This is a genomic window from Martelella endophytica, assembly GCF_000960975.1.
GTDB lineage: Bacteria > Pseudomonadota > Alphaproteobacteria > Rhizobiales > Rhizobiaceae > Martelella > Martelella endophytica.
This window is the reverse complement of record NZ_CP010803.1, coordinates 4,471,606-4,496,030: the sequence shown is the minus strand read 5'-3', so window position 1 is coordinate 4,496,030 and position 24,425 is coordinate 4,471,606. Positions and strand designations below refer to the sequence as shown.

The following is a 24,425-nucleotide window of genomic DNA, read 5'->3' as shown; positions in this document are numbered from 1 at the left end:
CTTCATGGCGGCATTCATCGGTTTCGTGCTTTCGAATTTCACGCTGACGTTTTTCGTGCTCGGCCTGATTGTCGCCGCCGTGCGGATTGGCATGCGGCCGGGTGTGCCGGGAGGTGCAGTGGAGGCTCTTCTCGCCTGGTTTCTGTTCTTCTCGATCGGCGTTTCGTTCTTCTACAACTTCGTCATGCACGTCTTCTTCGGCAAGATGGCGGCCTCTTTCATCGGCTGGGCCGACAGCCCGTTCCAGGCGGAGGTCGGCTATGCGAGCCTCGGCTTTGCGGTGGTCGGCTTCCTGGCGTTTGCGGGTGGTCGCGGCTTGCGCGTGGCGGCGATCGTGGGGCCGACCTTCTTCCTGTGGGGCGCCGCCATCGGCCATGTGCTCGACATGGTGCGCGCCCACAACTTTGCGCCGGGCAATGCCGGCGTCATCTTCTGGACCGACATTCTGCTGCCGGTCTTCGGGCTTGCGCTGCTATGGCTGAGCCGCAGCCGATCCCCGGATGTCGGTAACCGATAAACCTGCAGCGCCTGCCGGTCCAGGAGAGCAGGACGCGCGCAAGATGCTGCGGACCAAAGGAGGAGAGGCCATGGCCAACGAGAAGGTTGAGACGTTCTATGCCGAGGCCGATCGCTGGCAGGCCGAGCTTGGGGCCCTGAGAGCAGTGCTCCGGTCGACGGCGCTTGATGAGGACTTCAAATGGAACGCGCCCTGCTACACCTTCGAAGGTGCCAATATCGCGGCCGTCTGGGGGATGAAGCAGTTCTGCACGCTCTCCTTCTTCAAGGGCGTGCTGCTGAAGGATACGGCGCAACTGCTCGCTGCCCCTGGCGAAAATTCCCGCTCGATGCGGCTTGTGCGTTTCACCTCCGTGGCCGAAATCGAGGCTGCCGAGCCGGTGCTTCGTCTCTATGTCGAAGAAGCGATCGGACTGGAGAAGGCGGGAACGAAGGTCGTTCTGGCGAAGGACGACTTCACGCTGCCCGAAGAGCTCATCGTGGCCTTTGAAGACGATCCGGCTCTGGAGCAGGCCTTCCGCGCGCTGACGCCCGGTCGCCAGCGCGGCTATTGCCTCTATTTCGCGCAGCCTAAAAACGCCTCCACCCGGGTCGCGCGGATCGAAAGGAGCACTGCTGCCATCCTGGCCGGCAAGGGGCTGCACGACCGCTAGAAAAGAAGCGACCCGCCGGATTGGCGGGTCTTCTTGTGTGTTCCTCAGCCCTTTTTGGTGAGGGCGTGGGGGATGATGCCGGGCGGCTGCCAGTCACCGTCGAGCACGGCCTGCTTCGGCCAGTAGATCCGCATTGCCAGGTAGAAGGGCCCGTCAGGAGCCGGCAGCCAGTTGGCCTTCTTGGCCGGATCGCTCGGTTCATCCTTCTGGACATAAAGCGTCAGCGATCCGTCGGCGTTTGTCGTCAAATCCGGCAGCATCGGCGTATTGATGAGATACCGGTCGATCGGGTTTGCCACCAGATGCTGGGTCTTGCCGTCATACATGGTGACCGACCAGAAGGCGTTCGCGGGCGGCAATTCGCCTTTCTTGAAGGTGATCGTGTAGGCCGACTTCGAGCCGTCGAGCTTCTGGCCGTCGACATCGGCATTGGTGATTGGATAGACCGCCTCGTCGGTATCGTTGGCGAGAAGGCCTGCAACGGCGACGGCCGCGCGCAATGCCCAGTCACCATTGTAACCCGCACGGTCGCCGGTGATGCCGGTGGTCACGCTCCAGCCGTTTTCGTTTTCACCCATGTGCTTGAGCTTGGCGATGACATCGGCAAAGCCGGCCTCGCTTCCCTTCTTGATCGCGGCAAGCTCATCCGCACTGGCACCAGCCGGGGGAAACGGCTTGCCCGCTTCAAGGCCAATGCTTTCAAACGCGGCTCGCATCGGCTGCTCCACGGCGGCAGGGCCAGTGGCGGGCGCGAACTGCAGCAGGAAGGCCAGATAGTTCAGCAGGTCATCCTTGGCCGACTGGTTGTCGATCTTCGGCCAGTCGACCGCCGGCGGTGCTGCCGGCGCCGGCTCGCCGAGAAAGGCGGAAAGCGGCTCGACAGTGTAGCCGGCCTGGATCTTGCGGACGTTGTCGATATCGGCCGGATCGAAAAGCTGGGTGCGGTAAAGCGCCGTCGCGAATTCGGTTTCGGACTGGAACACCTTGGCAATGCCTTTCGGCGTATCGCCCTGCCATTCGGGGCCGGCGACAGCATAGCAGGCGGCGTCGTTGCCTGTCGTCCGCGAGCCGATATAGCCGAAATTGAAGGTGTAAAGCGAGGTCAGCATCACCGAGTAGTAGCGGTCCTTGTCGACCGCCGGCACGCATAGCACCATCGGTTCGGCACGCAGGTCCATCCACAGCTCCGAGTAGGGCGTGTCGCTGTTGGGCGTGACAATGGTGGTGTCGGCCGGCGTGAAGACGTTGGATTCGTTGTGCAAGGTGTTGAACGGCGCCTTGAACTGCGGGTTGTCCTTGTCGATCGCCTGATCGTACATCAGCTTGTAGAGGTCCACCATCGGCAGGCCGTAGACGGTCGCCTGTTCGGCGATCGTGGCGGGGGACTGGTCGGCGGCAAAACCGCTTAAGGGGGCAAGGAGAAGGCCTGCGATCGCAGCGCCGGTGATGAGGGGCTTGAACATCGGTTTTCCTATTGCGCTCAATGCCGCCGCTTGTCCGTCACGAAGGGCGTGGCATGGACGGCGAATTCACCCATGGGGAAAGACCCGCATCGCCTGACTGGCAGGACCATTGCGGTTTTCCAGCATCGTTCTATGGCGCCTCGAAGATGAACGCAGCATGACTGAAGCATGGCGATGTCTGGACGTCGCCGTGACAGAATTTCGCGCCGGCTTCAGCCTTTGGTAACCAAACTCGCGGAAACTCGGCCCCGTCACCAGTTTTCGAGTACGTGTAAAAAGCGAGTAGCAAATGGTTCCGGTCACGGCCCGCATGGCGTCGCGCCCTTCAAGCGCGGAATGGATAGACAGCATCATCAAGGGTGATTGCGTGGCGGCCCTGGAGCGGCTGCCGGACCATTCGGTCGATGTCATTTTCGCCGATCCCCCCTACAATCTTCAGCTCGGCGGTGTTCTTCACCGGCCGGATCAGTCGAAGGTCGATGCCGTCGATGACGAATGGGACCGTTTCGCATCGTTCGAGGCCTATGACGCCTTCACCCGCGCCTGGCTGCTGGCCTGCAAGCGGGTGCTGAAGCCGAGCGGGACCCTCTGGGTGATCGGCTCCTATCACAATATCTTCCGCGTCGGCGCCAAGATGCAGGACCTCGGCTTCTGGATCCTGAACGACATCGTCTGGCGCAAGACCAACCCGATGCCGAACTTCAAGGGCCGCAGGTTCCAGAACGCTCACGAGACGCTGATCTGGGCCAGCCCCAATGCCGACGCCAAGGGCTACACCTTCAATTACGACGCGATGAAAGCCGCCAATGACGACGTGCAGATGCGCTCTGACTGGCTGTTTCCGATCTGCTCCGGCGGCGAGAGGCTGAAGGGCGAGGATGGCCAGAAGGTGCATCCGACGCAAAAGCCCGAGGCGCTGTTGTCGCGCATCATCCTGTCATCGACCCGTCCCGGCGACATCGTGCTCGATCCGTTCCTCGGTTCCGGCACCACGGCCGCCGTCGCCAAACGTCTCGGCCGCCATTTCGTCGGCGTCGAGCGGGAGCAGGACTATATCGACGCCGCCGAGGCCCGCATTGCTGCGGTCGAGCCGCTGGATGCGAGCATGCTGCAGCCGCTTCCGAGCAAGAAAAGCCTGCCGCGCGTCGCCTTCCTGTCGCTCATCGAAAGTGGCCTGCTTTCCGCTGGCGACCGCCTGACCTCGCCGAAGGGCGATCATGTCGCGACCGTTCGGGCCGATGGCACGCTGGTGCGCGGTGCCGATGCAGGCTCGATCCACCGCCTCGGCGCTCTCGTTCAGGGGGCCGAAGCCTGCAATGGCTGGACATACTGGCATTATGAAGAGGCCGGGGAACTCTATCCCATCGACCGCCTGCGCGGCTGCATCCGCGCCGCAGTCGCAGGTGTGTGACCACGGCAATACAACCCTTTAGGGAATAATTTACCATTTCCCTTTACGAGTTGTTATGCAAACCCTGCCAGCCGGCGTCTCCCGTTCAGGACCTCCGAACGCGACGCGGCGATTTCCCGGGCCCGGTGCAAACCGGGCCCGGCGCTTTTACGGCAGTACGATCGGCAATTTACGGATAGGCCATCGCTTCAGACAGCGATGCCGCGCTCGGCGAGATCGCGCCTCAGCGTTTCGGCATCGGTGAAGCGCACCGCCTGCCAGCCTGCGAGCTTCGCCCCCTCGACATTCACCGCGGTGTCATCGATGAACAGCGTTGCCGCCGGCTCGAGGCCGAAGGTCGCTACGTGATGCTCGAAGATCTCCCGGTCCGGCTTAACCAGCCCGACTTCGCCGGATACCGTTATGCCTCTGCTGCTCTCCAGAAAGGGATAGCGGGCACGGCACTCGGCGAAGGTATCGGGTGCGAAATTCGTCAGCATGGTGATGTCGTGGCCTTTTTCCACCAACACCTTCAGCAGCGCGACGCTGTCGTCATAGGCATAAGGCACCATCTCGTGCCAGTTGGCGCGGAAGGCGCGGATGTTCTCCGCCTCTTCTGGATGGCGGGCGATCGCCTCCGCTTCGGCTTCGGCCCAAGGCCGGCCGCGGTCCTGTTCGTGGTTCCAGGCGTGGCTACAGACCTCGGAAAGGAACCAGGCTCGCTTTTCATCATCCGGAATGACCCGCTTGAAGGGAATGGTCGGATCGTAATGCACCAGCACCTTGCCGATGTCGAACACGATATGGCGGACTTCATGCGTCATGTTATTTCCTCAGTGCCTTGAATGCATCCGGTATAGCCTGGCTGATTGCCTTTTTCATTACACTCGGCAGGGCCTCCTCGCCAAGCGTGGTAAGCGGCGCCCATCGCCCGCCATCAACCCGGCTTTCGCTCGCGACCGTATGCCAGACCGACAGCCGCAGCTCAAAGTGAGTGAAGACGTGGACGATTTCGCCGCGAAACGCCCAGCGGGCGACAAAGGGCGCGGCCTCCGCGTCGGTCTCGCCATCGCTGCGCGACGTCCAGCCGGTCGTCGGCACCTCCGCCATGCCGCCCAGAAGCCCGGAGGCCTTTCGCGTGCGAAGAAGCAGGCGGCCATCGGGGGTCTCGGCCACGAATGCAGCACCCCGGCGCACAGGGCGGGCAGCTTTCGGCAGCTTGACCGGAAACCGCTCGGGATCGTCTTTCGCAAGCGCCGCGCATTCCGCGCGGAAGGGACAGAGCGCGCAGGTCGGGCGCCGCGGCGTGCAGATGGTGGCGCCGAGATCCATCATCGCCTGCGCGAAATCGCCGGGCCGTCCCTCTGGCGTCATCGACGCCGTTCGGTCCCGGACGACAGGTTTTGCCGCCGGAAGCGGCGTATCGATGGCGAAGAGCCGGGTGACGACGCGCTCGACATTGCCGTCGACGACGGCTTCCGGTCGGTCGAAGGCGATGGCAGCGATGGCCGCCGCCGTATAGTCGCCGATGCCCGGCAGTGCCTTCAGCCCGTCAAACGTATCGGGAAATTTTCCGCCATGTTCGGCGGCAACCGTCTCGGCGCATTTCTTGAGGTTGCGGGCGCGGGCATAATAGCCAAGCCCGGCCCATGCCGCCATCACCTCGTCCGTTGCCGCGGCGGCGAGATTCTCGACCCTCGGCCAGCGAGCGAGGAATTTTTCGTAGTAGGCTTTGACCGCCTGCACCGTCGTCTGCTGCAGCATGATCTCGGAAAGCCAGACATGGTAGGGATCCGGCCGCTCACCGGAACGCTTGTCTGCCGGCCCGACGCGCCAGGGCAGTTCGCGGTGGTGGCGGTCATACCAGGTGAGGAGTTCGGCTGCGAAATGATCCATGCGGCAAGTCGGTTGTTGGAGGTCCCCCGCTCTAGCGGCATCTGCCGGCTCCGGCAAGGTTTTGTAATGCGCTGCCCGCCGCCCCTTCTGTTCAAACCGGCGAGAAAAGCCTATATCTGGGCAGAGCTTTGACCGGGATGTGAGCATGCGCGCGAGCCGCGAGAAAACCGCAAGTCAGATTGCCGATGTGGCCAACGGTCTCGTCGACCCGATCCTTGCGCGACGTGCGGGGATCACCACCTCGCTGCTCAGTGCCTGGGAAGAAATCGCCGGCGATGCCTATGCCGATTTTTCGCGCCCGGAAAAGATCACCTGGCCGAAACGACCGGGCGACAACGAGGACGGGACCTTCCGTCCCGGAACGCTGACGGTCGCCTGCGAGGGCGCGCGCGTGCTGTTTCTCACCCATGCCGAGGGCGAACTCATCCACCGGGTCAACGGCTTCTTCGGCTTTTCCGCAATCGATCGCATCCGCGTGGTGCAGAAACCGGTGCAGCCGCTTTCGGCGCGAAGGCGGGCGCAGCCAGTGCTTTCGCCCGCCGAAAAACGCGCACTCGAACTGAGGCTTGAAGGCATCGAATCCGAAGCGCTGCGCAACGCGATCCTGAGGCTCGGTGCCGGCGTGATGAGCGAGAAGCGCAAGAAGGCCTCCGGCCGTCGCTGATTTTCTCTAGGCTTTTTTCTTGGGGCAGTAAACTCGCTGTTCGGGGTGCGCCTGACGGTGCGGCGAGACTTTTTAGGTTTTTCTAGAATCCCAAGCAACACGGTCGTCTTCCGATAAGGGCGCTTGCCGATGGACGCCGTCTTGTGTCTGGCGCTTCATCGTCCCTTGTCGCGCTGCGTGCTGCGCAACGCGGTCCGGATTGCGGTTGGTGCCGCGCGCCCGGTCTGGCCGCCCGAGGGGCAAAGAGCCATCGAGCGTGGAAAGCATTCGAGGAAGGGGAGGGCGAAGAGGCCGAGTGCAGCCAGATGGAGTCAAGCACGCCGACCTCTCCGCGGTTGGAAGGTGCGGTCCTTCAGGCGAGCATCGCCAGCACTTCGGTCGCGCCGTAGCCGAGATCATATGTGGCACTTCCATCGAAGAGCAGACGGGCATTGTCTCCGGCGGAGAAATAGGTGATCGCCGTTGCAGCAAGCGTCACCGCCGCGCCATCTGTGCCGCCGCCGCGGAGGATGACGCTGTTTTCGGATCCGTTCTTTTGCAGCGTCACCGAATAGGCGCCCGTCGCCGTGGCGGTGACCGTCAGGAACACCGTATAATATCCGCTGACCGGAAAGAGCAGCGTTTCGCCGCCACCGGCCACCGCGGTTCCGAGGGCAAAGTCGCCCTGATTGGTGTAGAGATTGTCGAAACCGAGGGCTGTGGCAGTGGTGATCGCCGTCGTGCCGCCGGCATAGGCCGCGCGCACCAGCGGTCGTTGCGGCATAACGACAGCGCCTTCGGGAGCGATCCTCAGCGCCTCATACCAGTTCGCACCGTCCGGGCTGACCTTGATCGCGAAATTGTCCGAGCCCGAAAGCCCCATTTCCGCCCGTCCCGACCAGCCCGTCTGGAACAGCAGTGAGGCGGTATCGGCCGCAGCCGCCTTGTTGATCTTGAGCTGATGGCCGGCGCCCGCATTATTGAGTAATGTCGCCGGAGCGGAGACCGAGAGCCTGTTGGTCGCGTCCGCCGTGGCATTGACTCCGACCGTCGCAAAACTTGGCGCTGCCGGAAGGGCGGGGCCGGCCCAGGCCGCGCCGTCGAAGCAGCGCAGCGTCCCGTCATCCGCAAACCATGCCGACCAGCCTGAAACGGGGGTGACGAACTGCCAGAGCCCATCCTGGAAGATCGCGACATCGCCCGCATGGCCGCTCCAGGCCGCCGTCGGAGTGTCTGCCACCACGTAGCAGCTCCCGTCCTCGGGGCTTGCGGGCGGATCATCGGCTTCGGCGACGATCGCCAGATGGACGACCGCATCGAGCCGCTGCAGGGCCTCGTTATGGGTTACGTGTTTCTGCGCCTGCGCCGGCAGGATGAAGGGAAGGCCAAGTTTTGCCGTCATGTCGGACATCGAAATCTCCTTGCGGGCAGAGCCGGTGGCATCTGCGGTGCCACAAGCCTATCGGCTGTCGCAGCCCGCGGGGAAAACGGTTGGTCCTCCTGCAGGTTGTCCGCCACTTCTGCGCCTGATGGCAGACGTCAGGCCAGGGTCCCGACGCGGGTCGAGGCGGGCACCCGATAGGCGATCGCCTCGCCGATATGCATGCGGCTGACGGTGGTCTGGCCATCGAGATCGGCGATGGTGCGGGCGACCTTGAGAACCCGATGATAACCGCGGGCGGAAAACCGCATCTTCTCCGCAGCCTCCTTCAGCAGCGCAAGCCCCGCGGTATCAGGCTCTGCAAGCCGCTCGACGAGGCTCGCAGGGCAGCGGGCGTTGATGGCCTGCTCGCCAAGGGCCGCAAACCGGTCGCGCTGGGCCTGGCGTGCCTTTTCGACGCGGCGGGCGACGGCGGCGCTTGTCTCGCCCTCCACCCGCGAGCCGATCAGGTCCATCGCGCTGACCGCCGGCACGTCGATGCGAATGTCGATGCGGTCCATTAGCGGGCCGGAAATGCGGGCCTGGTAGTCGGCCGCGCATCGCGGCCCGCGTGGGCAGCTGTGTCCGGGCTCGCCGGCCATGCCGCAGCGGCAGGGGTTCATCGCCGCGATCAGCTGGAAGGCGGCCGGATAGGACACGCGATGATTGGCGCGTGCAATCACGCATTCCCCGGTTTCGAGCGGCTGGCGCAGAGCATCGAGAACCTGCGGCGAGAATTCGGGCAGTTCGTCGAGAAACAGCACGCCGTGATGGGCAAGCGAAGCCTCGCCCGGCATTGCCTTGATGCCGCCGCCGACAAGCGAGGCCATGCTGGCTGAATGATGTGGCGCCCTGAAGGGGCGCCTGTCGGAGAGCTTGCCGCCGGCAAGTTTCCCGGCAATCGAATGCACCATCGACATCTCGAGCAGTTCGGGCGGAGACAGCGGCGGCAGGATGGAGGGTAGGCGGGCGGCGAGCATCGACTTTCCGGCGCCGGGCGGGCCGACCATCAACAGGTTATGGCCGCCGGCGGCAGCCACTTCGAGCGCCCGCTTCGCGCTTTCCTGGCCGCGGATATCGGCAAGATCGGGCAGATCCTGCGCCCCGGAGCGGATGGCAGGGTGCGGCCGCGTCAGCACCTGGGTGCCGCGAAAATGATTGACGATCGCAATCAGGCTCTTCGGTGCGAGGATGTCGAGATCGGTGCTTGCCCAGGCGGCCTCCGGGCCGCAGCCTGCAGGGCAGATCAGGCCCTTGTCGACCGCGTTGGCGGCGATCGCGGCGGGCAGGGCGCCGGTCACGCTTGCAATAGTGCCATCGAGATTGAGCTCGCCGATGACGACATAGCCGGAAAGGGCATCACCCGGAACGGCGCCAAGGGCGGCCATCAGCCCAAGCGCGATCGCCAGATCGAAATGCGAGCCCTCCTTGGGCAGGTCCGCCGGCGCGAGATTGACCGTCACGCGCTTGGCCGGCAGCGCCAGGCCGGAGGCGTGCAGTGCCGCCTGCACCCGCTCCCGGCTTTCGGCGACCGCCTTGTCCGGCAGGCCGACGATCTGCATGCCGATCTTGCCGGGCGCAATCATCACCTGCACATCGACAGGCACGCCTTCCACACCCTGAAATGCAACCGTATGAACCCGTGAAACCATGCCCCGCTCCACCCCGTTTACACCAACCGCCCACCATGCGAGCGGATTTTCTGTGTCCTAGGGTTGCAATGATTCCACAGGTGTGACCTATATGCAAGAACAAAATGAGAACATATTTGCCGTGCCTGCCGGGGCGCGAAACGGGGCAGGCGATCAGCCTGCTTGGTTGCGTTTGTTCTCGATGGCATCCCACATCAGCGCAGCGATATCGGCGCCGCCGAATTTCTTGACCTCGCGGATGCCGGTGGGAGAGGTGACGTTGATCTCGGTCATGTAGTCGCCGATGACGTCGATGCCAACGAGGATGAAGCCGCGCTCCTTGAGTGCGGGGCCGATGCGCGCGCAGATTTCCTCTTCGCGGGCGGTCAGCCCGGCCGGTTCGGCGCGACCGCCGACATGCATGTTGGAACGGCTGTCGGTCTCGGCCGGCACGCGGTTGATCGCGCCGGCGAATTCGCCGTCAACGAGGATGATGCGTTTGTCGCCCTTGCGCACCGCCGGCAGATAGGCCTGGGCGATGTAGGGTTCGCGGAACATCTGCGCGAACATTTCGAGAAGGGAGGTGAAGTTGCGGTCGTCGCGCGTCGAGTGGAACACGCCGGCGCCGCCATTGCCGTAGAGCGGCTTCAGGATGATGTCGCCCATCTCCTCGCGGAAGCGACGGATTTCGCCAACATCCTTGGTAATCAGCGTCGGCGGCATCAGATCGGCGAACTCGGTGACGAAAATCTTTTCAGGCGAATTGCGCACCCATGCCGGGTCGTTGACCACGAGCGTCTTCGGATGAATCCGTTCAAGCAGGTGGGTGGAGGTGATGTAGGCCATATCAAAGGGAGGGTCCTGGCGCAGCAGAACCACATCCATGGTTGAAAGATCGACCCGTTCCGACGCCCCGAGCGTGTAGTGGTCGCCCTCGACATCACGCAGTGTCATCGGCTCGACGGCGGCGAAGATCTTGCCGTCGCGCAGCGACAGCCGGTCCGGCGTGTAGTGGAAGAGGTTGTAGCCGCGGGCCTGCGCCTCAAGGCTCATGGCGAAGGTGGAGTCGCCGGCGATCTTGACGGTGGAAATATGGTCCATCTGGACGGCGACGTTCTTGATGTTCGGCATGAGGCGCGGTCTCGCTTGGTATCGGTGCAACACCATTTAGGCGCTGGCCGGAGCCTTGGCAATGGCCCGCCTCACAGCTGCAGCGCCCTTTCACGGGCATTATGGATGTGGCGGTCCATCGCCTCGACCGCGCGCGTGGGGTCGCGCTCCAGGAGCGCATCGATGATGGCAATATGGTCGCTGAATGCCTGGGGCAGAACCACCTCGTTAAGCTTGATGCGGTCAAGCTTGATCAGACGAATGCGGATAGCGTTGATGTTGTAGGCATTCTGCAGCAGCGCATTGCCTGTCGATGCGATCAGGAGGTTGTGAAATCCGGCGTCAACTTCCTGCCCATGTTCGAAGAGCTCGGGACTCGGCGCCCGCTTGGCCTCATCCATGAGCTTCAGGTGCAGGCGGCGCTGATTTTCAATGACGGCGTCCGGCATGGTTCTGGTAGCCTGAATGACGGCTTCGCGCTCGAGCGCCCCACGCATCTGGAAGGCGTTGCGGATCATCGGCAGGTCGATTGCCGGGATGAGAACGCCGCGTTGCGGGAGAACGTTGACCAGCCCCTCAGCCTGCAGCCGCGGCAGCAGTTCCCGCAGGGCACCGATCGAGAGATTGAGCATGTCGACCAATGCACGTTGGCTGACCATCTGGCCAGGCCGCAGCCGCCCACTCATCAGCACATGCTGAAAGAGGTCATAGGCCGTGTCCCTGACGCTGGTGACGTCCGATTGCTGCTCCGTCATAGCTCTTCCTCCCGTCAAGCCGGTTGCGATCCACCGCTAGCCCCCTCCGGCCATCAGGGCGACAATACCATTGAGAGGAGGAGTGATACAACCACCCCTTGGACGAGATATTGTCACACCAGGGGTCGCTTCCTGGCCTCACCATTTTTCGCGATGACCGCTGTGAAGCCAGTGTGCCGCGCAATTTTGGGAAGGCGACAAGTTTCGGTCCAAAATCGGGGCGTGCAAGTTCCAGCACGGCACCGGCGAAGCCGCTGCTGCATGGCAGTTCGCCGGTCCGGACGTTGTCAGGCGCTGAAACCCGTGACCGTGATCGTAATCATCTCATGATCGGAGAGCGGCTTTCCGTCCTCGGTAATCGCCGGCACGATAGCGCTCTTTGCGACGTCAAACCCGCGGGTGAGGAACCAGTCGAGTTTCAGCTTCTTGTCGCCCGGTTTGGAGATCAGGCTTTCGCGTGTGGTCGGCTGTTCGGTGCCGCCGCTGTGGGCCTGATAGCCGCGGCTTTCGGCAAGCGCAAACAGGGTTTCGGCGCGATAGTCACCGCCCGTACGGTTGCCGCTGTTGAAATCGCCGCCGACGATTGCCGGTATTCCGGGGAAGCGGGCGTCGATGTCGTCGAGTATGTCGGCGATCTGGCGTTCGCGCAGCGGGATCGTGCCGTGGCTTTCAAGGTGGGTTGAGATCGTGACCAACGGGCCTGCGGTGGTCTCGATCACCGCACCGATCGCCATGCGCCCGCCGACGCGCGGCTGATCCTTGCTCGACAGGAACCAGAGCGGTTCGCCGCTGAGCGGCAGGATGAAGGGCTCCCGCATTGGCGCCGCAGAGAGAAAGGCATTGCCGTGAAAGCCCCTGGCATTGAAATCATCGGTGCAATACGGGCGTTCTTCCTCGTTGCCGAGGCCGAGTTCGATGAATTCGACACCATAGGCATAGGCCATGCCCAGATGTTCTGCGATCTCGGCTGTCGGGTGGCGCTGGCCGGTGCGCGCCATGCCGTTATCCATCTCTGTGAGCAGAACGATGTCCGCATGCTGCTCAGCGATCTTGTTGGCGCTTTCGGCGGGAAAAAGCCCGCGCTGCAGGTTCCAGGCGGCGATGGTCAGGGGGAAGGCGAGGGGCGCCTCGGCCCTGGTCGTGCCGCCGGTCTCGATCGTGTTGAAACAGGCAAGCGCCGCGCGTTTGGCGTCATGGGCGGCTTCGGTGCGTTCGAGCGCACGAAAGCCGTCGCGCTCCGCAAGCGTCGGCACGGCAAGCGCATCGACGCGCGCGGTAATCGGTTTGATCATGCTGATGTCAGGCCTCGGCAAGGTCTATCGGGCGGGGTGGCACTCCGGTTGATGCGCTTTCCGGTATTCGCATCGTAGAAGTGGAGCTTATCCGGATCGACTGAGAACGTCACCTCTTCGGCAAGCGGAATTTCGGGCGAGAGGGCCGCTATGATCTTCTGCTCGCCGATCAGGCAATGGGCAAGCCGGGTGGCGCCGAGTTCCTCGATATAGTCGAGCCGCGCCTTCAGCGTCATGCCGGCCTGTTCGTAGGGCTGCAGGTCCTCGGCGCGGATGCCGACCGTGACCGGTCCATCAGCGGGCAGACTGCCGCCAGGCTGAAGCACGTTGTAGCCGACGGCGAGCCGGTTGCCGTTGATTTCACCGCTGACGAGGTTCATCGCCGGCGAGCCTATGAAGTTGGCAACGAAGGTCGAGGCCGGGGTGTGGTAGACTTCGAGCGGCGTGCCGATCTGCTCGATGCGGCCTGCATTCAGCACCACCAGCCGGTCGGCAAGCGTCATTGCCTCGAGCTGGTCGTGGGTCACGTAAAGCGATGTCGTGCCGAGCCGTTTCTGCAGGTGCTTGATCTCGCCGCGCATCGAAACACGCAACTTCGCATCGAGGTTCGATAGCGGCTCGTCGAACAGGAAGGCCTTCGGTTCGCGAACGATCGCGCGGCCCATTGCAACGCGCTGGCGCTGACCGCCGGAAAGCGCACGCGGCTTGCGCTCGAGATACTGTTCGATCTCCAGCATCTTCGCTGCCGCCTGGATGCGCTTGTCGATCTCTGCCCTTGGCGTCTTCTGGTTTTTGAGGCCGTAGGCGAGATTGTTGTAGACGCTCATATGCGGGTAGAGCGCGTAGTTCTGGAACACCATGGCGATGTCGCGGTCGGCGGGCTCGACGTTGTTGACCTTTCTGTCGCCGATCGAGGCGCTGCCGGCCGAAATGGTTTCGAGCCCGGCAACCATGCGCAGCAGGGTCGATTTTCCGCAGCCAGACGGGCCGACCAGCACGATGAACTCGCCGTCGGCAATGTCGAGATTGATATCGCTGACGGCCTTGGCGCCGCCGGGATAGACCTTGGAGATGTTCTGCAGGGAAATTGAAGCCATCTTATTTCTCCGTCTCGACGAGGCCCTTCACAAAGAGCTTCTGCATGAAAATGACGACCATGATCGGCGGCAGCATGGCGAGCGTCACTGTCGCCATCACCAGATGCCAGCGCGGTTCGGCGTCAACGGCGTCGGACATGCGTTTAATGCCCATCACGATGGTGTAAAAGCGCTCGTCAGTGGTGATCAGAAGCGGCCAGAGATACTGGTTCCAGCCGAAGATAAAGAGAATCACGAACAGGGCCGCGATATTGGTGCGCGACAGCGGCAGCAGCATATCCCGGAAGAATTTCATCGGTCCGGCGCCGTCAATGCGGGCTGCCTCGGTCAGTTCGTCGGGCATGGTCAGGAAGACCTGGCGAAACAGGAACGTTGCCGTCGCCGAGGCAATCAGCGGCAGAGACAGTCCTGCATAGCTGTTCAGCAGGCCGAGGTCGGCCACCACCTTGTAGGTGGGCATGATGCGAACCTCGACAGGCAGCATCAGGGTGACGAAGATCAGCCAGAATGCCAGCATGCGAAAGCGAAACCGGAAGTAGACGATCGCGAAGGCCGAGGTGATCGAGATCGCGATCTTGCCGATGGCGACGATCAGGGCCATCAGCAGGCTGTTGAACAGCATCAGGGAAATCGGCGGCGTGCCGGAATTGTCGATCCCCGAGAAAAGAACAGCCTTGTAGTTCTCGACGGCATGCGTGCTCGGCAGGAGCGGGATCATGCCCGTCAGGAAATCGCCGGACGTATGGGTCGAGGCGACGACCGCGATATAGACCGGGAAGACCACGATTAGCAGTCCGAGGATCAGGACGGCATGGGCAAGGACATCGAGCCAGCGTTTGTTTTCAACCATCTTGCTTACCCTCAGTATGCGACGCGGCGTTCGATGAAGCGGAACTGGATCACGGTGAGCGCGATCACGACCAGCATCAGAACGACGGACTGCGCGGCCGAAGAGCCGAGGTTCAGGCCGATATAGCCGTCCTGGTAGACCTTGTAGACGAGGATGTTGGTGGCCTGCGCCGGGCCGCCCGAGGTCGTCGCATCGATCACGCCGAAGGTGTCGAACATGGTGTAGACGACATTGACCACCATCAGGAAGAACGTCGTCGGCGACAGCAGCGGAAAGGTGATCGTCCAGAAGCGCTTGAACGGGCCGGAACCGTCGATGGCGGCGGCTTCGAGGAGGGATTTCGGAATGGATTGCAGTCCGGCGAGGAAGAACAGGAAGTTGTAGCTCACCTGCTTCCAGCTTGCCGCGATCACCACCAGGATCATGGCGTCGGTCGATGACGCGGTCTGGCTGAAGTCATAGCCGATCTGCCGCAGAAGATAAGGTAGCACCCCAAGCGTCGGGTTGAAGATGAACCACCACAGCACGCCGGCGACGGCCGGTGCCACGGCATACGGCCAGACCAGAAGCGTCGTGTAGGTCTGCGACGATTTCACCAGACGGTTGACGGCAACCGCAAACAACAGCGCCAGCCCCATGGAAAGCATCGCCACCGAAAGGGCGAAGACGACCGTGACCTTGGCGGAGTTGATGTAGACCGGATCGTGAAACAGGCGCGTATAGTTTGCCAGCCCGACAAATGTGGTCTTGAAGCCGAAGGCATCCTCGCGGAGGAAGGACTGCCGGATCGCCTGCGCCGCAGGCCACAGGAAGAAAACGATCGTAATCGCCATCTGTGGGGCCAGAAGCAGATAGGGCAGGGCCGGATTGCGGAAAATCGTGCGCTTTGTTGACATGGCAAACTTTTGGAAGAACACGCCGCGCAAGCGGGGCGAAAGACGGAAGAAGGTCCGCGCAGCCGAGCGCGGACCCATGCATCACGAAGCGTTCCGGCCTGTTAGTTGGAGGCCTGGAACTCGATGAGCAGCTCGTTGCCGCGCGAGACAACACTGTCGAGGGCGCCCTGGGCGTCCTTCTGGTTGTTGAGCAGGGCTTCGAATTCATCGTCGATGATGTTGCGGATCTGAACATAGTTGCCGAAGCGCAGACCCTTGGAGTTGGCGGTCGGCGGGTTCAGCGTGATTTCCTTGATGCCGACGTCGGCACCCGGGTTGGCTTCGTAGTAGCCCTGTTCCTGGCCGAGTTCATAAGCGGCCGTGGTGATCGGCAGGTAACCGGAGAACTGGTGCCAGTCAGCCTGGACTTCCGGCGACGAGAGGTAGGAGAAGAAATCCGCCACACCCTTGTAGACGGCATCGTCCTTCTGGCCCTGGAGAACCCAAAGCGTTGCGCCACCGATGATGGAGTTCTGCGGAGCGCCGTCGACGTCGTCATAGTAAGGCAGCATGCCGAAGCCGACGCTGAAGTCCTTGGCGTTGGCCATGACACCGGCGCGCGAAGCCGACGAGTTCATCATCATCGCGCAGGTCTGCGCATAGAACAGCGGCTGGGCATCGTCACCGCCAACCGGGCCTGCATATTTGTAGAGGCCGTCATCGGCCCACTTCTTCAGGTTACCCCAGTGCTTGGCCTGAACCGGACCATTCATGGTCAGGCGCGCGTCCAGGCCGCCGAAGCCGTTTTCCTCGGTGCCGAGCGGAACGTTGTGCCAGGCGGAGAGGTTTTCGGTCTGGATCCAGGATACCCAGCCTGTGGTGAAGCCGCAGTCAGCAGCGCCGCTATCGACGATCTTCCTGGAGAAGTCTTCCATTTCGGCCCAGGTCTTCGGCGGCGTATTCGGGTCGAGACCGGCCTTTTCGAAGACGTCCTTGTTGTAATAGAGGATCGGCGTCGAAGAGTTGAAAGGCATCGAAAGCATGTTGCCGTCGGTGTCGGTGTAGTAGCCGACGACGGCGGGCAGGAAGGCGCTCGGATCGAAATCTTCGCCGGTGTCGCTCATCAGCTGATAGACCGGGTAGATGGCGCCCTTGGCGGCCATCATCGTGCCGGTGCCGACTTCGTAGACCTGAACGATGGCAGGCTGCTGGCCGGCGCGGAATGCAGCGATCGCCGAGTTCATCGTGTCCGCGTAGCCGCCCTTGTAGGAAGCGACAACTTCGTATTCGTCCTGCGAGGCGTTGTAGCCAGCAACGATTTCGTCAACTTTTTTGCCCAGTTCGCCGCCCATTGCGTGCCACCACTGAACCTGGGTTGCGGCGAAAGCCGTCGAGCTCGAAAGGCCGACGACAAGCGCGGCCAGAACAAATTTCTTCATCGTGAAAGTCCCCGTTCGATAAGGTTCGAAATCATCGCTTGAGATGATGGAACGGAGGTAGCGCGCTTGCATGACGGCTGAGCGACGCTTTTGTTTCAAATTTGTTAAACGCAGGCTCGGAATGCGTTCGTTCGAGCTTAATTCGTGTTCGGATGGTCAGAACGCATCGATGAAATGTCGTGGGAGACGCCCCGGCAGGCAAGCGACAATGTCATAACGCTGGGAGAGAAGATGTGCATCCTCCTGCCTTGCAAGCCAGACGTCCGATGCCGCACGAATGCGGCGCATGGCCGAAGGCGTCACGGCGTCGATGGCGACCCGTTCATCCGCGCGCGCCTTGACCTCGACGAAGACAGCGAGGTCGCGTCTCATGGCGATGATGTCGATTTCGCCGGCATGGCAGCGAAAACGGGTGGTGATGATGCGATATCCCTTCAGCCGCAGGTAAAGTGCTGCGATCCGCTCGGCATTGCGGCCGCGGCGCTCTGCTCTCCGTCTGCCGGCGCTGTTATCCATCCCCGTCCTTCATCGCGAGAAGCCGCTGGTAAAGATCCTTGCGCGGCAGGCCGGTTTCCTTTGCCGCCTGCGCGGCCGCCTTGGCAGCCGGCATGTCGGCGACAAGCCGGGTCAAAAGCGCATCGACGTCCTGTTCATCCGGCGCCGCATCGGCAAGGGGAGGGCCGATGACCAGCACGATCTCGCCCTTCACCTCGGCATCGCGATAGGATGCGGCGAGCTCGGCAAGCGTGCCGCGCCGGAATTCCTCATAGGTCTTGGTCAGTTCCCGGCAGACGGCGGCAGCGCGTTCGGCCCCCAGAACGTCTGCGGCGGCTGCAAGTGTGGCGCCGATGCGGTGGGGCGATTCGAAGAAGATCAGCGTCGCCTGCACCGTGGTCAGTTCGGCGAAGCGGTCGCGCCGCCCCTTGTCCTTTGCCGGCGGAAAGCCCGCGAAGAAGAAGGCATCGTTCGGCAGGCCAGCGCCGACGAGGGCTGCAAGCGGTGCGGAGGCGCCCGGAACCGGCGTCACCCTGATGCCTTCGGCGATCGCCAACAGCGACAGCCGGTAACCGGGGTCGGAAACGAGCGGCGTCCCCGCATCGGAGACGAGCGCAACGCTCTTGCCATCGCGGAGCGCTTCCATCAGCTTTTCGCCGGCCTGTTCCGCATTGTGTTCGTGATAGGCGAACGGACGCTTGCGAATGGCGAAGCGGTCGAGCAGCTTGCGGGTGACGCGGGTATCCTCACAGGCGAGAATATCGGCACCGGCCAGCGTTTCCAGCGCCCTTATGGTGATGTCGCCAAGATTGCCGATCGGGGTCGCAACAAGATAGAGCCCCGGCGCCAGCGGCCGCGCCTCGATGGCGTGGCCTGAAATTTCAAACCGGTTGCTGTCGTCGCTCATGCTGTCATTCCCGCTCAGTTTCCCTTTCCTTTGAACACGACCGCCAGGCAGCCGGCAAGAGGGCTGCCTGGCGGTCGTGAGGCCTCTTGTCAAAACAGTGATTGGGATAAACCCCGCAGCAGATAGGAGCCCCTTGCATTCGAAGCTCAAATGGGGTCATTTTGTCTCCCCGCCTGTGCCCCTTGTGGCGCATGCCTCATTGACTGCCTGCCGGCACCCGTCCGGGCGAAAGAGTGAAAGCGAAAGTCATGCGTATCACGCTTGAGAGATCCAATCTGTTGAAGTCCCTGAACCACGTCCATCGCGTGGTCGAGCGCCGCAACACCATTCCGATTCTCTCCAATGTTCTCCTGAAGGCCGAAGGCGCTGACCTCGAGATGAAGGCGACCGACCTCGATCTCGAGATCACCGAGAAGACGCCGGCAATGGTTGAGCAGGCCGGTGCGACCACGGTGCCCGCACATCTTCTCTATGAAATCGTGCGCAAGCTCGCAGACGGCTCGGAAGTCTCGCTTGCAACCGATACCGACGGGCAGACCATCTCGGTCGCTTCCGGCAGGTCCAAGTTTTCGCTGCAGTGCCTGCCGCAGGAGGATTTTCCGGATCTTACGGCCGGCACCTTCAGCCATGCCTTCCAGCTGAAGGCCAGCGATCTGAAGATGCTGATCGATCGCACCCAGTTCGCGATCTCCACCGAGGAAACCCGCTACTATCTGAACGGTATCTTCTTCCACGCCATGAGCGAGGGCAAGGCGCTGAAGCTGCGTGCCGTCGCCACCGATGGCCACCGTCTTGCCCGTGCCGAGGTCGACGCACCGTCGGGCTGCGAAAACATGCCGGGCGTTATCATCCCGCGCAAGACGGTCGGCGAGTTGCAGAAGCTCATGGACGACCCGGAAATCATCGTGAAGGTCGAGGTTTCCGATGCCAAGATCCGCTTCACCATCGGTTCCGTGGTGCTGACCTCGAAGCTGATCGACGGCACCTTCCCGGATTACCAGCGTGTCATCCCTGCCAATAACGACCGCGAGATGCGCATCGATTGCCAGGATTTCACCCGCGCAGTCGATCGTGTGTCGACGGTCTCGTCGGAACGCGGCCGTGCGGTCAAGCTGTCGCTGACCGAGGGGCAACTGACGCTCACCGTCAACAATCCCGATTCCGGCAGCGCCACCGACGAGCTTCCCGTCGGCTACGAGAGCGAGCCGATGGATATCGGCTTCAACGCCAAGTACCTCCTCGACATCACCGGCCAGCTCACCGGCGATGAGGCGATCTTCCTGTTTGCCGATGCCGGTTCGCCGACGCTGGTGCGCGATACCGCGAACGATCAGGCGCTTTATGTCCTGATGCCGATGCGCGTCTAGCAGGCCATGCGGGGAGGGGATCGTGTTCGCCGTCTACATCACCCACCCGCAGGTTCTGATCGATCCCGAGGTGCCGGTGCCTGACTGGGGGCTCTCGGCGACGGGCGCCGCCCGCGCCGAGACGGCCGCCCGCCTCTCCTGGGTGCAGGCGCTTTCCCGTATCGTTTCCAGCGACGAGGTGAAAGCGAAGAAAACGGCCGCGTTCTTCGGCCGGGCCACCGGCATCGAACCCGAAATCCTGCCTGATTTTCACGAAAACGACCGCAGCGCGACCGGCTTCCTGCCGCCCGATGTCTTCGAGGCCGCGGCGGACGCCTTCTTTGCCGAGCCGGAGAAGTCCTTTCGCGGCTGGGAGCGCGCGGTCGACGCGCAAAAGCGGATCGTGACGGCGGTGAATGATGTGCTGGCAAGGCATGACACCCGTCAGCCGGTCGCCTTCGTCGGCCATGGCGTTGTCGGAACGCTGCTCAAATGCCATCTGAAAGGTGTTGAAATCAGCCGCGCCGAGGATCAGGGCGCTGGTGGTGGCGGCAATCTTTTCGCCTTCAGCCTTTCCGAAAGGGCGGTTTTGTGCGATTGGACACCCATCGAAACATGGCAGGGATGGACCGGACAATGATTGCACGCGATCGACTCATTGTGGGGCTTGATGTACCGACCGTCGCCGAGGCGGCCACCATGGTCGAGACGCTCGGCGATAGCGTCAGCTTCTACAAGATCGGCTACCAGCTCGCCTTTGCCGGCGGGCTTTCCTTTGCCCGCGAACTGGTCGACAGCGGCAAGAAGGTATTTCTCGACATGAAGCTCCTCGACATCGACAACACGGTGGCGAAGGGGGTGGAGAACATTTCCCGGATGGGTGTGACCATGCTGACGCTGCACGCCTATCCGAAGGCGATGCGCGCGGCGGTCGAGGCCGCGGCCGGAACGCCGCTCTGCCTCCTCGGCGTCACGGTGCTCACCTCCATGGATGACGGCGACCTGATCGAGGCCGGCTACACGACCGATGCGCGAACCCTGGTCGAAAAGCGGGCGGAGCAGGCGCGGGCGGCCGGCATGGGTGGCATCGTCTGCTCGGCGGCGGAAGCCGAGCGGGTCCGCGCGATCACCGGTCCCGAAATGGCGATCGTTACCCCGGGCATCCGCCCCGCGGGCGTCGCAGCCAACGACCAGAAGCGCGTCATGACACCACGCGACGCCATAGTCGCCGGTGCCAGTCATCTGGTTGTCGGCCGGCCGATCGTCGCTGCGTCCGATCCGCGTGCCGCAGCACAGCAGGTGCTGACGGAGATGCAGACGACAATGATGGCGCCGGCAAACGATTGACGGACGACCACTTGCGGCCGCCCGCAACCGTCTCTGTGTCGCTTTGGTCACGCGGTCTGCAATTTTGACGGTTGCCATGATTGTAATATCGCAGTGCGGCAGCTTGACCCTTCACCTCGGGTCCGGATTGGGCTAAGGGACGGGGGTAAACTTTCAGGGTTTCGACGACATCAGGAGCTAGGCATGACGCTTTCGAACATTCCCCCGCTGGTCACGGTTTTCGGCGGTTCGGGTTTTATCGGCCGCTATGTCGTCCGGCTTCTGGCCAAGCGAGGCTATCGCATCCGCGTCGCCGTGCGCCGTCCCGATCTGGCGCTGTTCCTGCAGCCGCTCGGCAATGTCGGCCAGATCACCTTCATGCAGGCCAATCTGCGTTACGGTGATTCCGTGCGCCGGGCCGTCGAGGGCGCCGATCATGTCGTCAACTGCGTCGGCGTGCTGTTTGAAAGCGGCAAGAACGGATTCGACGCCGTCCAGGCAGAGGGCGCCCGCCTGATTGCCGAAGCGGCGCGCGATGCCGGCGCCGCGCTCACCCATGTTTCCGCCATCGGCGCCGATCCCGACAGCCTGTCGCATTACGCCCGGTCGAAGGGCCAGGCGGAAGCCACTGTCCGCGAAATCTGTCCCGATGCTGTCATTATGCGGCCGTCGATCGTGTTCGGCCCTGAGGACGACTTCTTCAACAAGTTCGGCAAGATGACGCTGATCTCGCCCTTCCTTCCGCTCATCGGCGGTGGCAAGACGAAGTTCCAGCCCGTCTATGTCGGCGATGTTGCCGAGGTCATTGCCCGTTCCGTTGACGGCAAGGTCGAAAAGGGCAAGACCTACGAACTCGGAGGGCGTGACGTTCTCACCTTCCGTGAATGCCTCGAAAAGGTGCTTTCCGCGACCGGCCGCAAGCGCGCGCTGGTCTCGCTGCCCTTCGGGCTCGCCTCGCTGATTGGCGGCATTGCTGCTGCCATTCCGCTCATCAAGCCGCCGCTGACCGCCGACCAGGTGAAGCTTCTGAAGACCGATACGATCGTGTCGAAGGAAGCCGAAGCGGAAGGCCGCACGCTGAAGGGCCTGGGCATTCGCCCGGCCCAGCTCGACGCCATCCTGCCCAGCTATCTGGTGCAGTACCGTCAGCATGGACAATTCGGAAAGCCTGCTTAAGACAGGACACCTGCGCCACACATGACATAAAAAATGCGCATTGTCGGGAACCCGTCATACCGCTTGCGTCTTTACTGTTTATTGAAGGGTCACAGGGATGATGGCCCGACGGGACTTTGGTGAAAATAAGGTGTCTTCCAAAATGGGTAAATCGATTGCTGTCCTGTTTGCTGGTGCGGCTCTGATCATTGTGGCTGCCTCTCTCGTGGCGCCCGGTACTGTTGCTGCGACGAAGGGCTGCGCGCCGGCCTATGGTGTGGATCCGTGCGCGGTCACGGCCGCCGTCAACTGATCTGCGCCCTTCTGGCGGCGTCGCTAGGCGCCGCCCTATTTGCCTGAGGCTTAATGTCGCGGCCCTCGCCGCATCACATTTAAGGGAATGTGAGTCCGATACTCAGGTTTAATCTTGACAATGAGCATCCTCTTTTGCGAAGAGAGGCCATCAGTGACAGCCGTCAATGGTGAGAGAATGCTTGTCTGCAGCTGCAATTTCATTACTGAAAAGGAAATCGTGGAGGTCGTTACCGAACTCCTCGATGAGGATTGCTGGCAAATCATAGTTCCGGCCAAGGTCTACCACCGCATGTCGAAGCGGGGCCGGTGTTGCGGCTGTTTTCCCAACGTCATCGATATCATCGTCCGTACTTCAGAGCAGTATCACCACAATCGCCACTCGACCGGCGAGAAGTTTTGTGATTTTTTGAGCCGCCTGAAGCAATTCCAGGAACATAAAAGGAGAACGGACGTTGAAAGGCGACAAAAAAGTAATCGAGCGGCTGAACGAAGCCCTGTTTCTTGAGCTCGGCGCCGTCAATCAGTACTGGCTTCACTACCGTCTTCTCGAAGACTGGGGCCTGACCAAGCTCGCCGCCAAGGAGCGTGCCGAGTCCATCGAAGAGATGCACCACGCCGACAAGCTCGTTGACCGCATCATCTTCCTCGAAGGCCATCCCAACCTGCAGACCGTGGCGCCGCTGCGCATCGGCCAGACCGTTAAGGAAGTCCTCGAAGGCGATCTCGCCGGTGAATACGAGGCGCGCAATTCCTACAAGGAAAGTCGCGACATCTGTCACGAGGCTGGCGATTACGTCAGCATGAAGCTCTTCGAAGAACTGATGATCGACGAGGAAGGTCACATCGACTTCCTCGAGACCCAGCTTGAGCTGCTGGAATCGCTTGGCGAAAAGAAATACGCCCAGCTCAACGCCGGCGCGACCAACGAAGCCGAATAGGCTTTAGCGATCTTTGCTGTTTCAAGGCCCGGCCCGCGCGCCGGGCCTTATGCGTTTCCACCCATGCGGGGCGGCGCAAGCGGCGGCGCATGGGTGACATCGCCGTCGACCCACTGTCCGTCCTGCCATTGCCGCACCGACACCTTCAGGCTTTCGCCCTCGATATCGATGATGTTGTAGGCATTGGGCTCGCCACGCAGCCGGGTCGAGATCGCCGAGCCGGCTTGAACCACAAGGATAGGGGCCGCAGCGGCCTGACGCGCGCCTGCCGGTGCGCCCTCCTGGACCTCGTTCTGGTGCGGGTAGCGGCGGACATAGGACATGTGGAAGTGCCCGGACAGGACGAGGCGCACACCGAGTGTCGCGAAGGTCTCAAGCGCGCGGTCGGCGTGTTTCACTAGGCGCATCGCCTTCTCGCCGGGGATTTCCGGCTGCAGCAACGGATGATGCGCGACGATCACCCGGATGGCGGCCGGGTCTGCCGTCTCCAGGCGCTCCCGCAAGGCACCAAGCTGCTTTCCGTTGATCGAGCCGTGCGACCAGTTCAGGCCGAGTCGCAGCCGCCGCGCCGTGTTGATGCCGGCAAGCACCACCTTTCGCCCCTCAAACAGGGGCTCGATCTCGGGGTGGATATGGGTGCGATAGAGGCCGTATGGCTCGGTAAAGCGTGCGAGCAGGTTGCGCGCCGGGACATCATGATTGCCGGGCACGGCGAAGAATGGCGCATCGAGTGTTTCCAGAAAGGCCGCGGCGGTTTCGAATTCGGCCTCGCTGCCGGTCTGGGTGAAATCGCCGCTGACGACGACGAGATCGGGTCGGCGGGCGTTGACCTCGTCGGCAATCATGCCGGCAAGCCCGTCGTCGTGATGTCCGAAGTGGAGGTCTGAGAGGTGGGCGATGCGCATCGGGGCTC

General features: G+C 62.4%; 26 protein-coding genes. 11 read left to right on the top strand and 15 right to left on the bottom strand.

Annotated elements, in window-relative coordinates; genetic code table 11:
• Positions 1-4 precede the first annotated feature (4 nt).
• Both TM49_RS20970 and TM49_RS20965 read left to right on the top strand, forming a co-directional pair.
• Positions 5-517 carry a DUF6790 family protein gene (locus TM49_RS20970; RefSeq protein WP_045684096.1) on the top strand — a complete coding sequence of 171 codons (513 nt, stop codon included), beginning with the start codon at positions 5-7 and terminating at the stop codon, positions 515-517.
• A gap of 70 nt (positions 518-587) precedes the next feature.
• The gene (locus TM49_RS20965) at positions 588-1,169 is read left to right on the top strand and encodes a YdeI/OmpD-associated family protein (RefSeq protein WP_045684094.1); all 582 of its coding nucleotides are present in this window, start codon (positions 588-590) and stop codon (positions 1,167-1,169) included.
• A 44-nt stretch (positions 1,170-1,213) separates the two neighbouring features.
• Here the strand turns inward: TM49_RS20965 and TM49_RS20960 are convergent, their stop codons facing one another.
• Positions 1,214-2,632 (bottom strand): DUF1254 domain-containing protein, encoded by a 1,419-nt coding sequence (locus tag TM49_RS20960; RefSeq protein WP_045684092.1) that lies wholly within the window; start codon positions 2,630-2,632, stop codon positions 1,214-1,216.
• Between the two features lie 289 nt (positions 2,633-2,921).
• On the opposite strand from TM49_RS20960, the gene TM49_RS20955 reads away from it, so the two are divergent.
• The gene (locus tag TM49_RS20955) at positions 2,922-4,043 is read left to right on the top strand and encodes a site-specific DNA-methyltransferase (protein WP_144409637.1); all 1,122 of its coding nucleotides are present in this window, start codon (positions 2,922-2,924) and stop codon (positions 4,041-4,043) included.
• Between the two features lie 188 nt (positions 4,044-4,231).
• Here the strand turns inward: TM49_RS20955 and TM49_RS20950 are convergent, their stop codons facing one another.
• Positions 4,232-4,846, bottom strand: coding sequence for an HAD family hydrolase (locus TM49_RS20950; protein ID WP_045684090.1), 615 nt, complete (start codon positions 4,844-4,846; stop codon positions 4,232-4,234).
• Position 4,847: 1 nt separating this feature from the next.
• Positions 4,848-5,918, bottom strand: a complete 1,071-nt coding sequence (gene mutY, locus TM49_RS20945) for an A/G-specific adenine glycosylase (protein WP_045684088.1) — start codon at positions 5,916-5,918, stop codon at positions 4,848-4,850.
• A gap of 145 nt (positions 5,919-6,063) precedes the next feature.
• Between mutY and TM49_RS20940 the strand changes: the two genes are divergently transcribed.
• A complete protein-coding gene (locus tag TM49_RS20940) occupies positions 6,064-6,582 on the top strand; it encodes a DUF721 domain-containing protein (RefSeq protein WP_045684086.1) in 519 nt (172 codons plus the stop codon).
• A 352-nt stretch (positions 6,583-6,934) separates the two neighbouring features.
• Here TM49_RS20940 and TM49_RS20935 read toward each other — a convergent pair whose 3' ends face one another.
• The 11 genes from TM49_RS20935 to rsmI all read right to left on the bottom strand — a co-directional run bounded on the left by TM49_RS20935 (position 6,935) and on the right by rsmI (position 18,432).
• Complete coding sequence (locus TM49_RS20935; RefSeq protein ID WP_045684085.1) at positions 6,935-7,972, bottom strand: DUF2793 domain-containing protein; 1,038 nt, start codon at positions 7,970-7,972, stop codon at positions 6,935-6,937.
• A 128-nt stretch (positions 7,973-8,100) separates the two neighbouring features.
• Complete coding sequence (locus TM49_RS20930; protein WP_045684083.1) at positions 8,101-9,633, bottom strand: YifB family Mg chelatase-like AAA ATPase; 1,533 nt, start codon at positions 9,631-9,633, stop codon at positions 8,101-8,103.
• 153 nt (positions 9,634-9,786) lie between these two features.
• The gene (gene gshB, locus TM49_RS20925; RefSeq protein ID WP_045684082.1) at positions 9,787-10,743 is read right to left on the bottom strand and encodes a glutathione synthase; all 957 of its coding nucleotides are present in this window, start codon (positions 10,741-10,743) and stop codon (positions 9,787-9,789) included.
• Between the two features lie 71 nt (positions 10,744-10,814).
• Entirely contained in the window at positions 10,815-11,477 is a 663-nt protein-coding gene (locus tag TM49_RS20920; RefSeq protein WP_045684080.1) for a GntR family transcriptional regulator, read from the bottom strand.
• Between the two features lie 287 nt (positions 11,478-11,764).
• On the bottom strand, positions 11,765-12,769 hold the full coding sequence (locus TM49_RS20915) for an endonuclease/exonuclease/phosphatase family protein (RefSeq protein WP_045684078.1): 1,005 nt from the start codon (positions 12,767-12,769) through the stop codon (positions 11,765-11,767).
• A complete protein-coding gene (locus tag TM49_RS20910) occupies positions 12,766-13,866 on the bottom strand; it encodes a sn-glycerol-3-phosphate import ATP-binding protein UgpC (RefSeq protein ID WP_045684076.1) in 1,101 nt (366 codons plus the stop codon). Before TM49_RS20910 ends, TM49_RS20915 begins: the two co-directional genes overlap by 4 nt.
• Position 13,867: 1 nt before the next feature.
• Complete coding sequence (gene ugpE / locus TM49_RS20905) at positions 13,868-14,716, bottom strand: sn-glycerol-3-phosphate ABC transporter permease UgpE (RefSeq protein ID WP_045684074.1); 849 nt, start codon at positions 14,714-14,716, stop codon at positions 13,868-13,870.
• 11 nt (positions 14,717-14,727) lie between these two features.
• Positions 14,728-15,612 (bottom strand): sn-glycerol-3-phosphate ABC transporter permease UgpA, encoded by an 885-nt coding sequence (ugpA, locus tag TM49_RS20900; protein WP_045685612.1) that lies wholly within the window; start codon positions 15,610-15,612, stop codon positions 14,728-14,730.
• A 101-nt stretch (positions 15,613-15,713) separates the two neighbouring features.
• Entirely contained in the window at positions 15,714-17,030 is a 1,317-nt protein-coding gene (gene ugpB, locus TM49_RS20895; protein WP_045685610.1) for a sn-glycerol-3-phosphate ABC transporter substrate-binding protein UgpB, read from the bottom strand.
• Positions 17,031-17,186: 156 nt separating this feature from the next.
• Positions 17,187-17,546, bottom strand: a complete 360-nt coding sequence (locus tag TM49_RS20890) for a YraN family protein (RefSeq protein WP_045684073.1) — start codon at positions 17,544-17,546, stop codon at positions 17,187-17,189.
• The gene (gene rsmI, locus TM49_RS20885; RefSeq protein WP_045684071.1) at positions 17,539-18,432 is read right to left on the bottom strand and encodes a 16S rRNA (cytidine(1402)-2'-O)-methyltransferase; all 894 of its coding nucleotides are present in this window, start codon (positions 18,430-18,432) and stop codon (positions 17,539-17,541) included. Before rsmI ends, TM49_RS20890 begins: the two co-directional genes overlap by 8 nt.
• Before the next feature lie 248 nt (positions 18,433-18,680).
• Here rsmI and dnaN point away from each other — a divergent pair, with 248 nt between their 5' ends.
• From dnaN to bfr, 7 genes are all read left to right on the top strand, one after another.
• Positions 18,681-19,799, top strand: a complete 1,119-nt coding sequence (gene dnaN / locus TM49_RS20880) for a DNA polymerase III subunit beta (protein ID WP_045684069.1) — start codon at positions 18,681-18,683, stop codon at positions 19,797-19,799.
• Between the two features lie 22 nt (positions 19,800-19,821).
• On the top strand, positions 19,822-20,418 hold the full coding sequence (locus TM49_RS20875; RefSeq protein ID WP_045684067.1) for a histidine phosphatase family protein: 597 nt from the start codon (positions 19,822-19,824) through the stop codon (positions 20,416-20,418).
• Entirely contained in the window at positions 20,415-21,125 is a 711-nt protein-coding gene (pyrF, locus tag TM49_RS20870) for an orotidine-5'-phosphate decarboxylase (RefSeq protein WP_045685609.1), read from the top strand. Before TM49_RS20875 ends, pyrF begins: the two co-directional genes overlap by 4 nt.
• A gap of 183 nt (positions 21,126-21,308) precedes the next feature.
• Positions 21,309-22,280 carry a complex I NDUFA9 subunit family protein gene (locus TM49_RS20865; protein WP_045684065.1) on the top strand — a complete coding sequence of 324 codons (972 nt, stop codon included), beginning with the start codon at positions 21,309-21,311 and terminating at the stop codon, positions 22,278-22,280.
• 142 nt (positions 22,281-22,422) lie between these two features.
• Positions 22,423-22,572 (top strand): hypothetical protein, encoded by a 150-nt coding sequence (locus tag TM49_RS23745; RefSeq protein ID WP_045685607.1) that lies wholly within the window; start codon positions 22,423-22,425, stop codon positions 22,570-22,572.
• Positions 22,573-22,692: 120 nt separating this feature from the next.
• A complete protein-coding gene (locus TM49_RS23240) occupies positions 22,693-23,079 on the top strand; it encodes a BFD-like (2Fe-2S) protein (protein ID WP_082074837.1) in 387 nt (128 codons plus the stop codon).
• Positions 23,027-23,512, top strand: coding sequence for a bacterioferritin (bfr, locus tag TM49_RS20850; protein WP_045684063.1), 486 nt, complete (start codon positions 23,027-23,029; stop codon positions 23,510-23,512). The genes TM49_RS23240 and bfr overlap by 53 nt, the downstream gene beginning before the upstream one ends.
• Positions 23,513-23,559: 47 nt before the next feature.
• Here bfr and TM49_RS20845 read toward each other — a convergent pair whose 3' ends face one another.
• On the bottom strand, positions 23,560-24,417 hold the full coding sequence (locus TM49_RS20845) for a metallophosphoesterase family protein (protein WP_045684061.1): 858 nt from the start codon (positions 24,415-24,417) through the stop codon (positions 23,560-23,562).
• Positions 24,418-24,425 lie beyond the last annotated feature (8 nt).

Coding starts and splice junctions, on each gene's coding strand:
- dnaN (WP_045684069.1), top strand. CDS start 18,681: ATGCGTATCACGCTTGAGAGATCCAATCTGTTGAAGTCCCTGAACCAC.
- TM49_RS20940 (WP_045684086.1), top strand. CDS start 6,064: ATGCGCGCGAGCCGCGAGAAAACCGCAAGTCAGATTGCCGATGTGGCC.
- mutY (WP_045684088.1), bottom strand. CDS start 5,918: ATGGATCATTTCGCAGCCGAACTCCTCACCTGGTATGACCGCCACCAC.
- pyrF (WP_045685609.1), top strand. CDS start 20,415: ATGATTGCACGCGATCGACTCATTGTGGGGCTTGATGTACCGACCGTC.
- gshB (WP_045684082.1), bottom strand. CDS start 10,743: ATGCCGAACATCAAGAACGTCGCCGTCCAGATGGACCATATTTCCACC.
- TM49_RS20845 (WP_045684061.1), bottom strand. CDS start 24,417: ATGCGCATCGCCCACCTCTCAGACCTCCACTTCGGACATCACGACGAC.
- TM49_RS20890 (WP_045684073.1), bottom strand. CDS start 17,546: ATGGATAACAGCGCCGGCAGACGGAGAGCAGAGCGCCGCGGCCGCAAT.
- TM49_RS20965 (WP_045684094.1), top strand. CDS start 588: ATGGCCAACGAGAAGGTTGAGACGTTCTATGCCGAGGCCGATCGCTGG.
- TM49_RS20930 (WP_045684083.1), bottom strand. CDS start 9,633: ATGGTTTCACGGGTTCATACGGTTGCATTTCAGGGTGTGGAAGGCGTG.
- TM49_RS20910 (WP_045684076.1), bottom strand. CDS start 13,866: ATGGCTTCAATTTCCCTGCAGAACATCTCCAAGGTCTATCCCGGCGGC.
- TM49_RS20955 (WP_144409637.1), top strand. CDS start 2,922: ATGGTTCCGGTCACGGCCCGCATGGCGTCGCGCCCTTCAAGCGCGGAA.
- TM49_RS20970 (WP_045684096.1), top strand. CDS start 5: ATGGCGGCATTCATCGGTTTCGTGCTTTCGAATTTCACGCTGACGTTT.
- TM49_RS20950 (WP_045684090.1), bottom strand. CDS start 4,846: ATGACGCATGAAGTCCGCCATATCGTGTTCGACATCGGCAAGGTGCTG.
- TM49_RS20935 (WP_045684085.1), bottom strand. CDS start 7,972: ATGTCCGACATGACGGCAAAACTTGGCCTTCCCTTCATCCTGCCGGCG.
- rsmI (WP_045684071.1), bottom strand. CDS start 18,432: ATGAGCGACGACAGCAACCGGTTTGAAATTTCAGGCCACGCCATCGAG.
- TM49_RS20920 (WP_045684080.1), bottom strand. CDS start 11,477: ATGACGGAGCAGCAATCGGACGTCACCAGCGTCAGGGACACGGCCTAT.
- TM49_RS20915 (WP_045684078.1), bottom strand. CDS start 12,769: ATGATCAAACCGATTACCGCGCGCGTCGATGCGCTTGCCGTGCCGACG.
- TM49_RS20960 (WP_045684092.1), bottom strand. CDS start 2,632: ATGTTCAAGCCCCTCATCACCGGCGCTGCGATCGCAGGCCTTCTCCTT.
- TM49_RS23745 (WP_045685607.1), top strand. CDS start 22,423: ATGGGTAAATCGATTGCTGTCCTGTTTGCTGGTGCGGCTCTGATCATT.
- ugpA (WP_045685612.1), bottom strand. CDS start 15,612: ATGTCAACAAAGCGCACGATTTTCCGCAATCCGGCCCTGCCCTATCTG.
- ugpB (WP_045685610.1), bottom strand. CDS start 17,030: ATGAAGAAATTTGTTCTGGCCGCGCTTGTCGTCGGCCTTTCGAGCTCG.
- ugpE (WP_045684074.1), bottom strand. CDS start 14,716: ATGGTTGAAAACAAACGCTGGCTCGATGTCCTTGCCCATGCCGTCCTG.
- TM49_RS23240 (WP_082074837.1), top strand. CDS start 22,693: ATGAGCATCCTCTTTTGCGAAGAGAGGCCATCAGTGACAGCCGTCAAT.
- TM49_RS20865 (WP_045684065.1), top strand. CDS start 21,309: ATGACGCTTTCGAACATTCCCCCGCTGGTCACGGTTTTCGGCGGTTCG.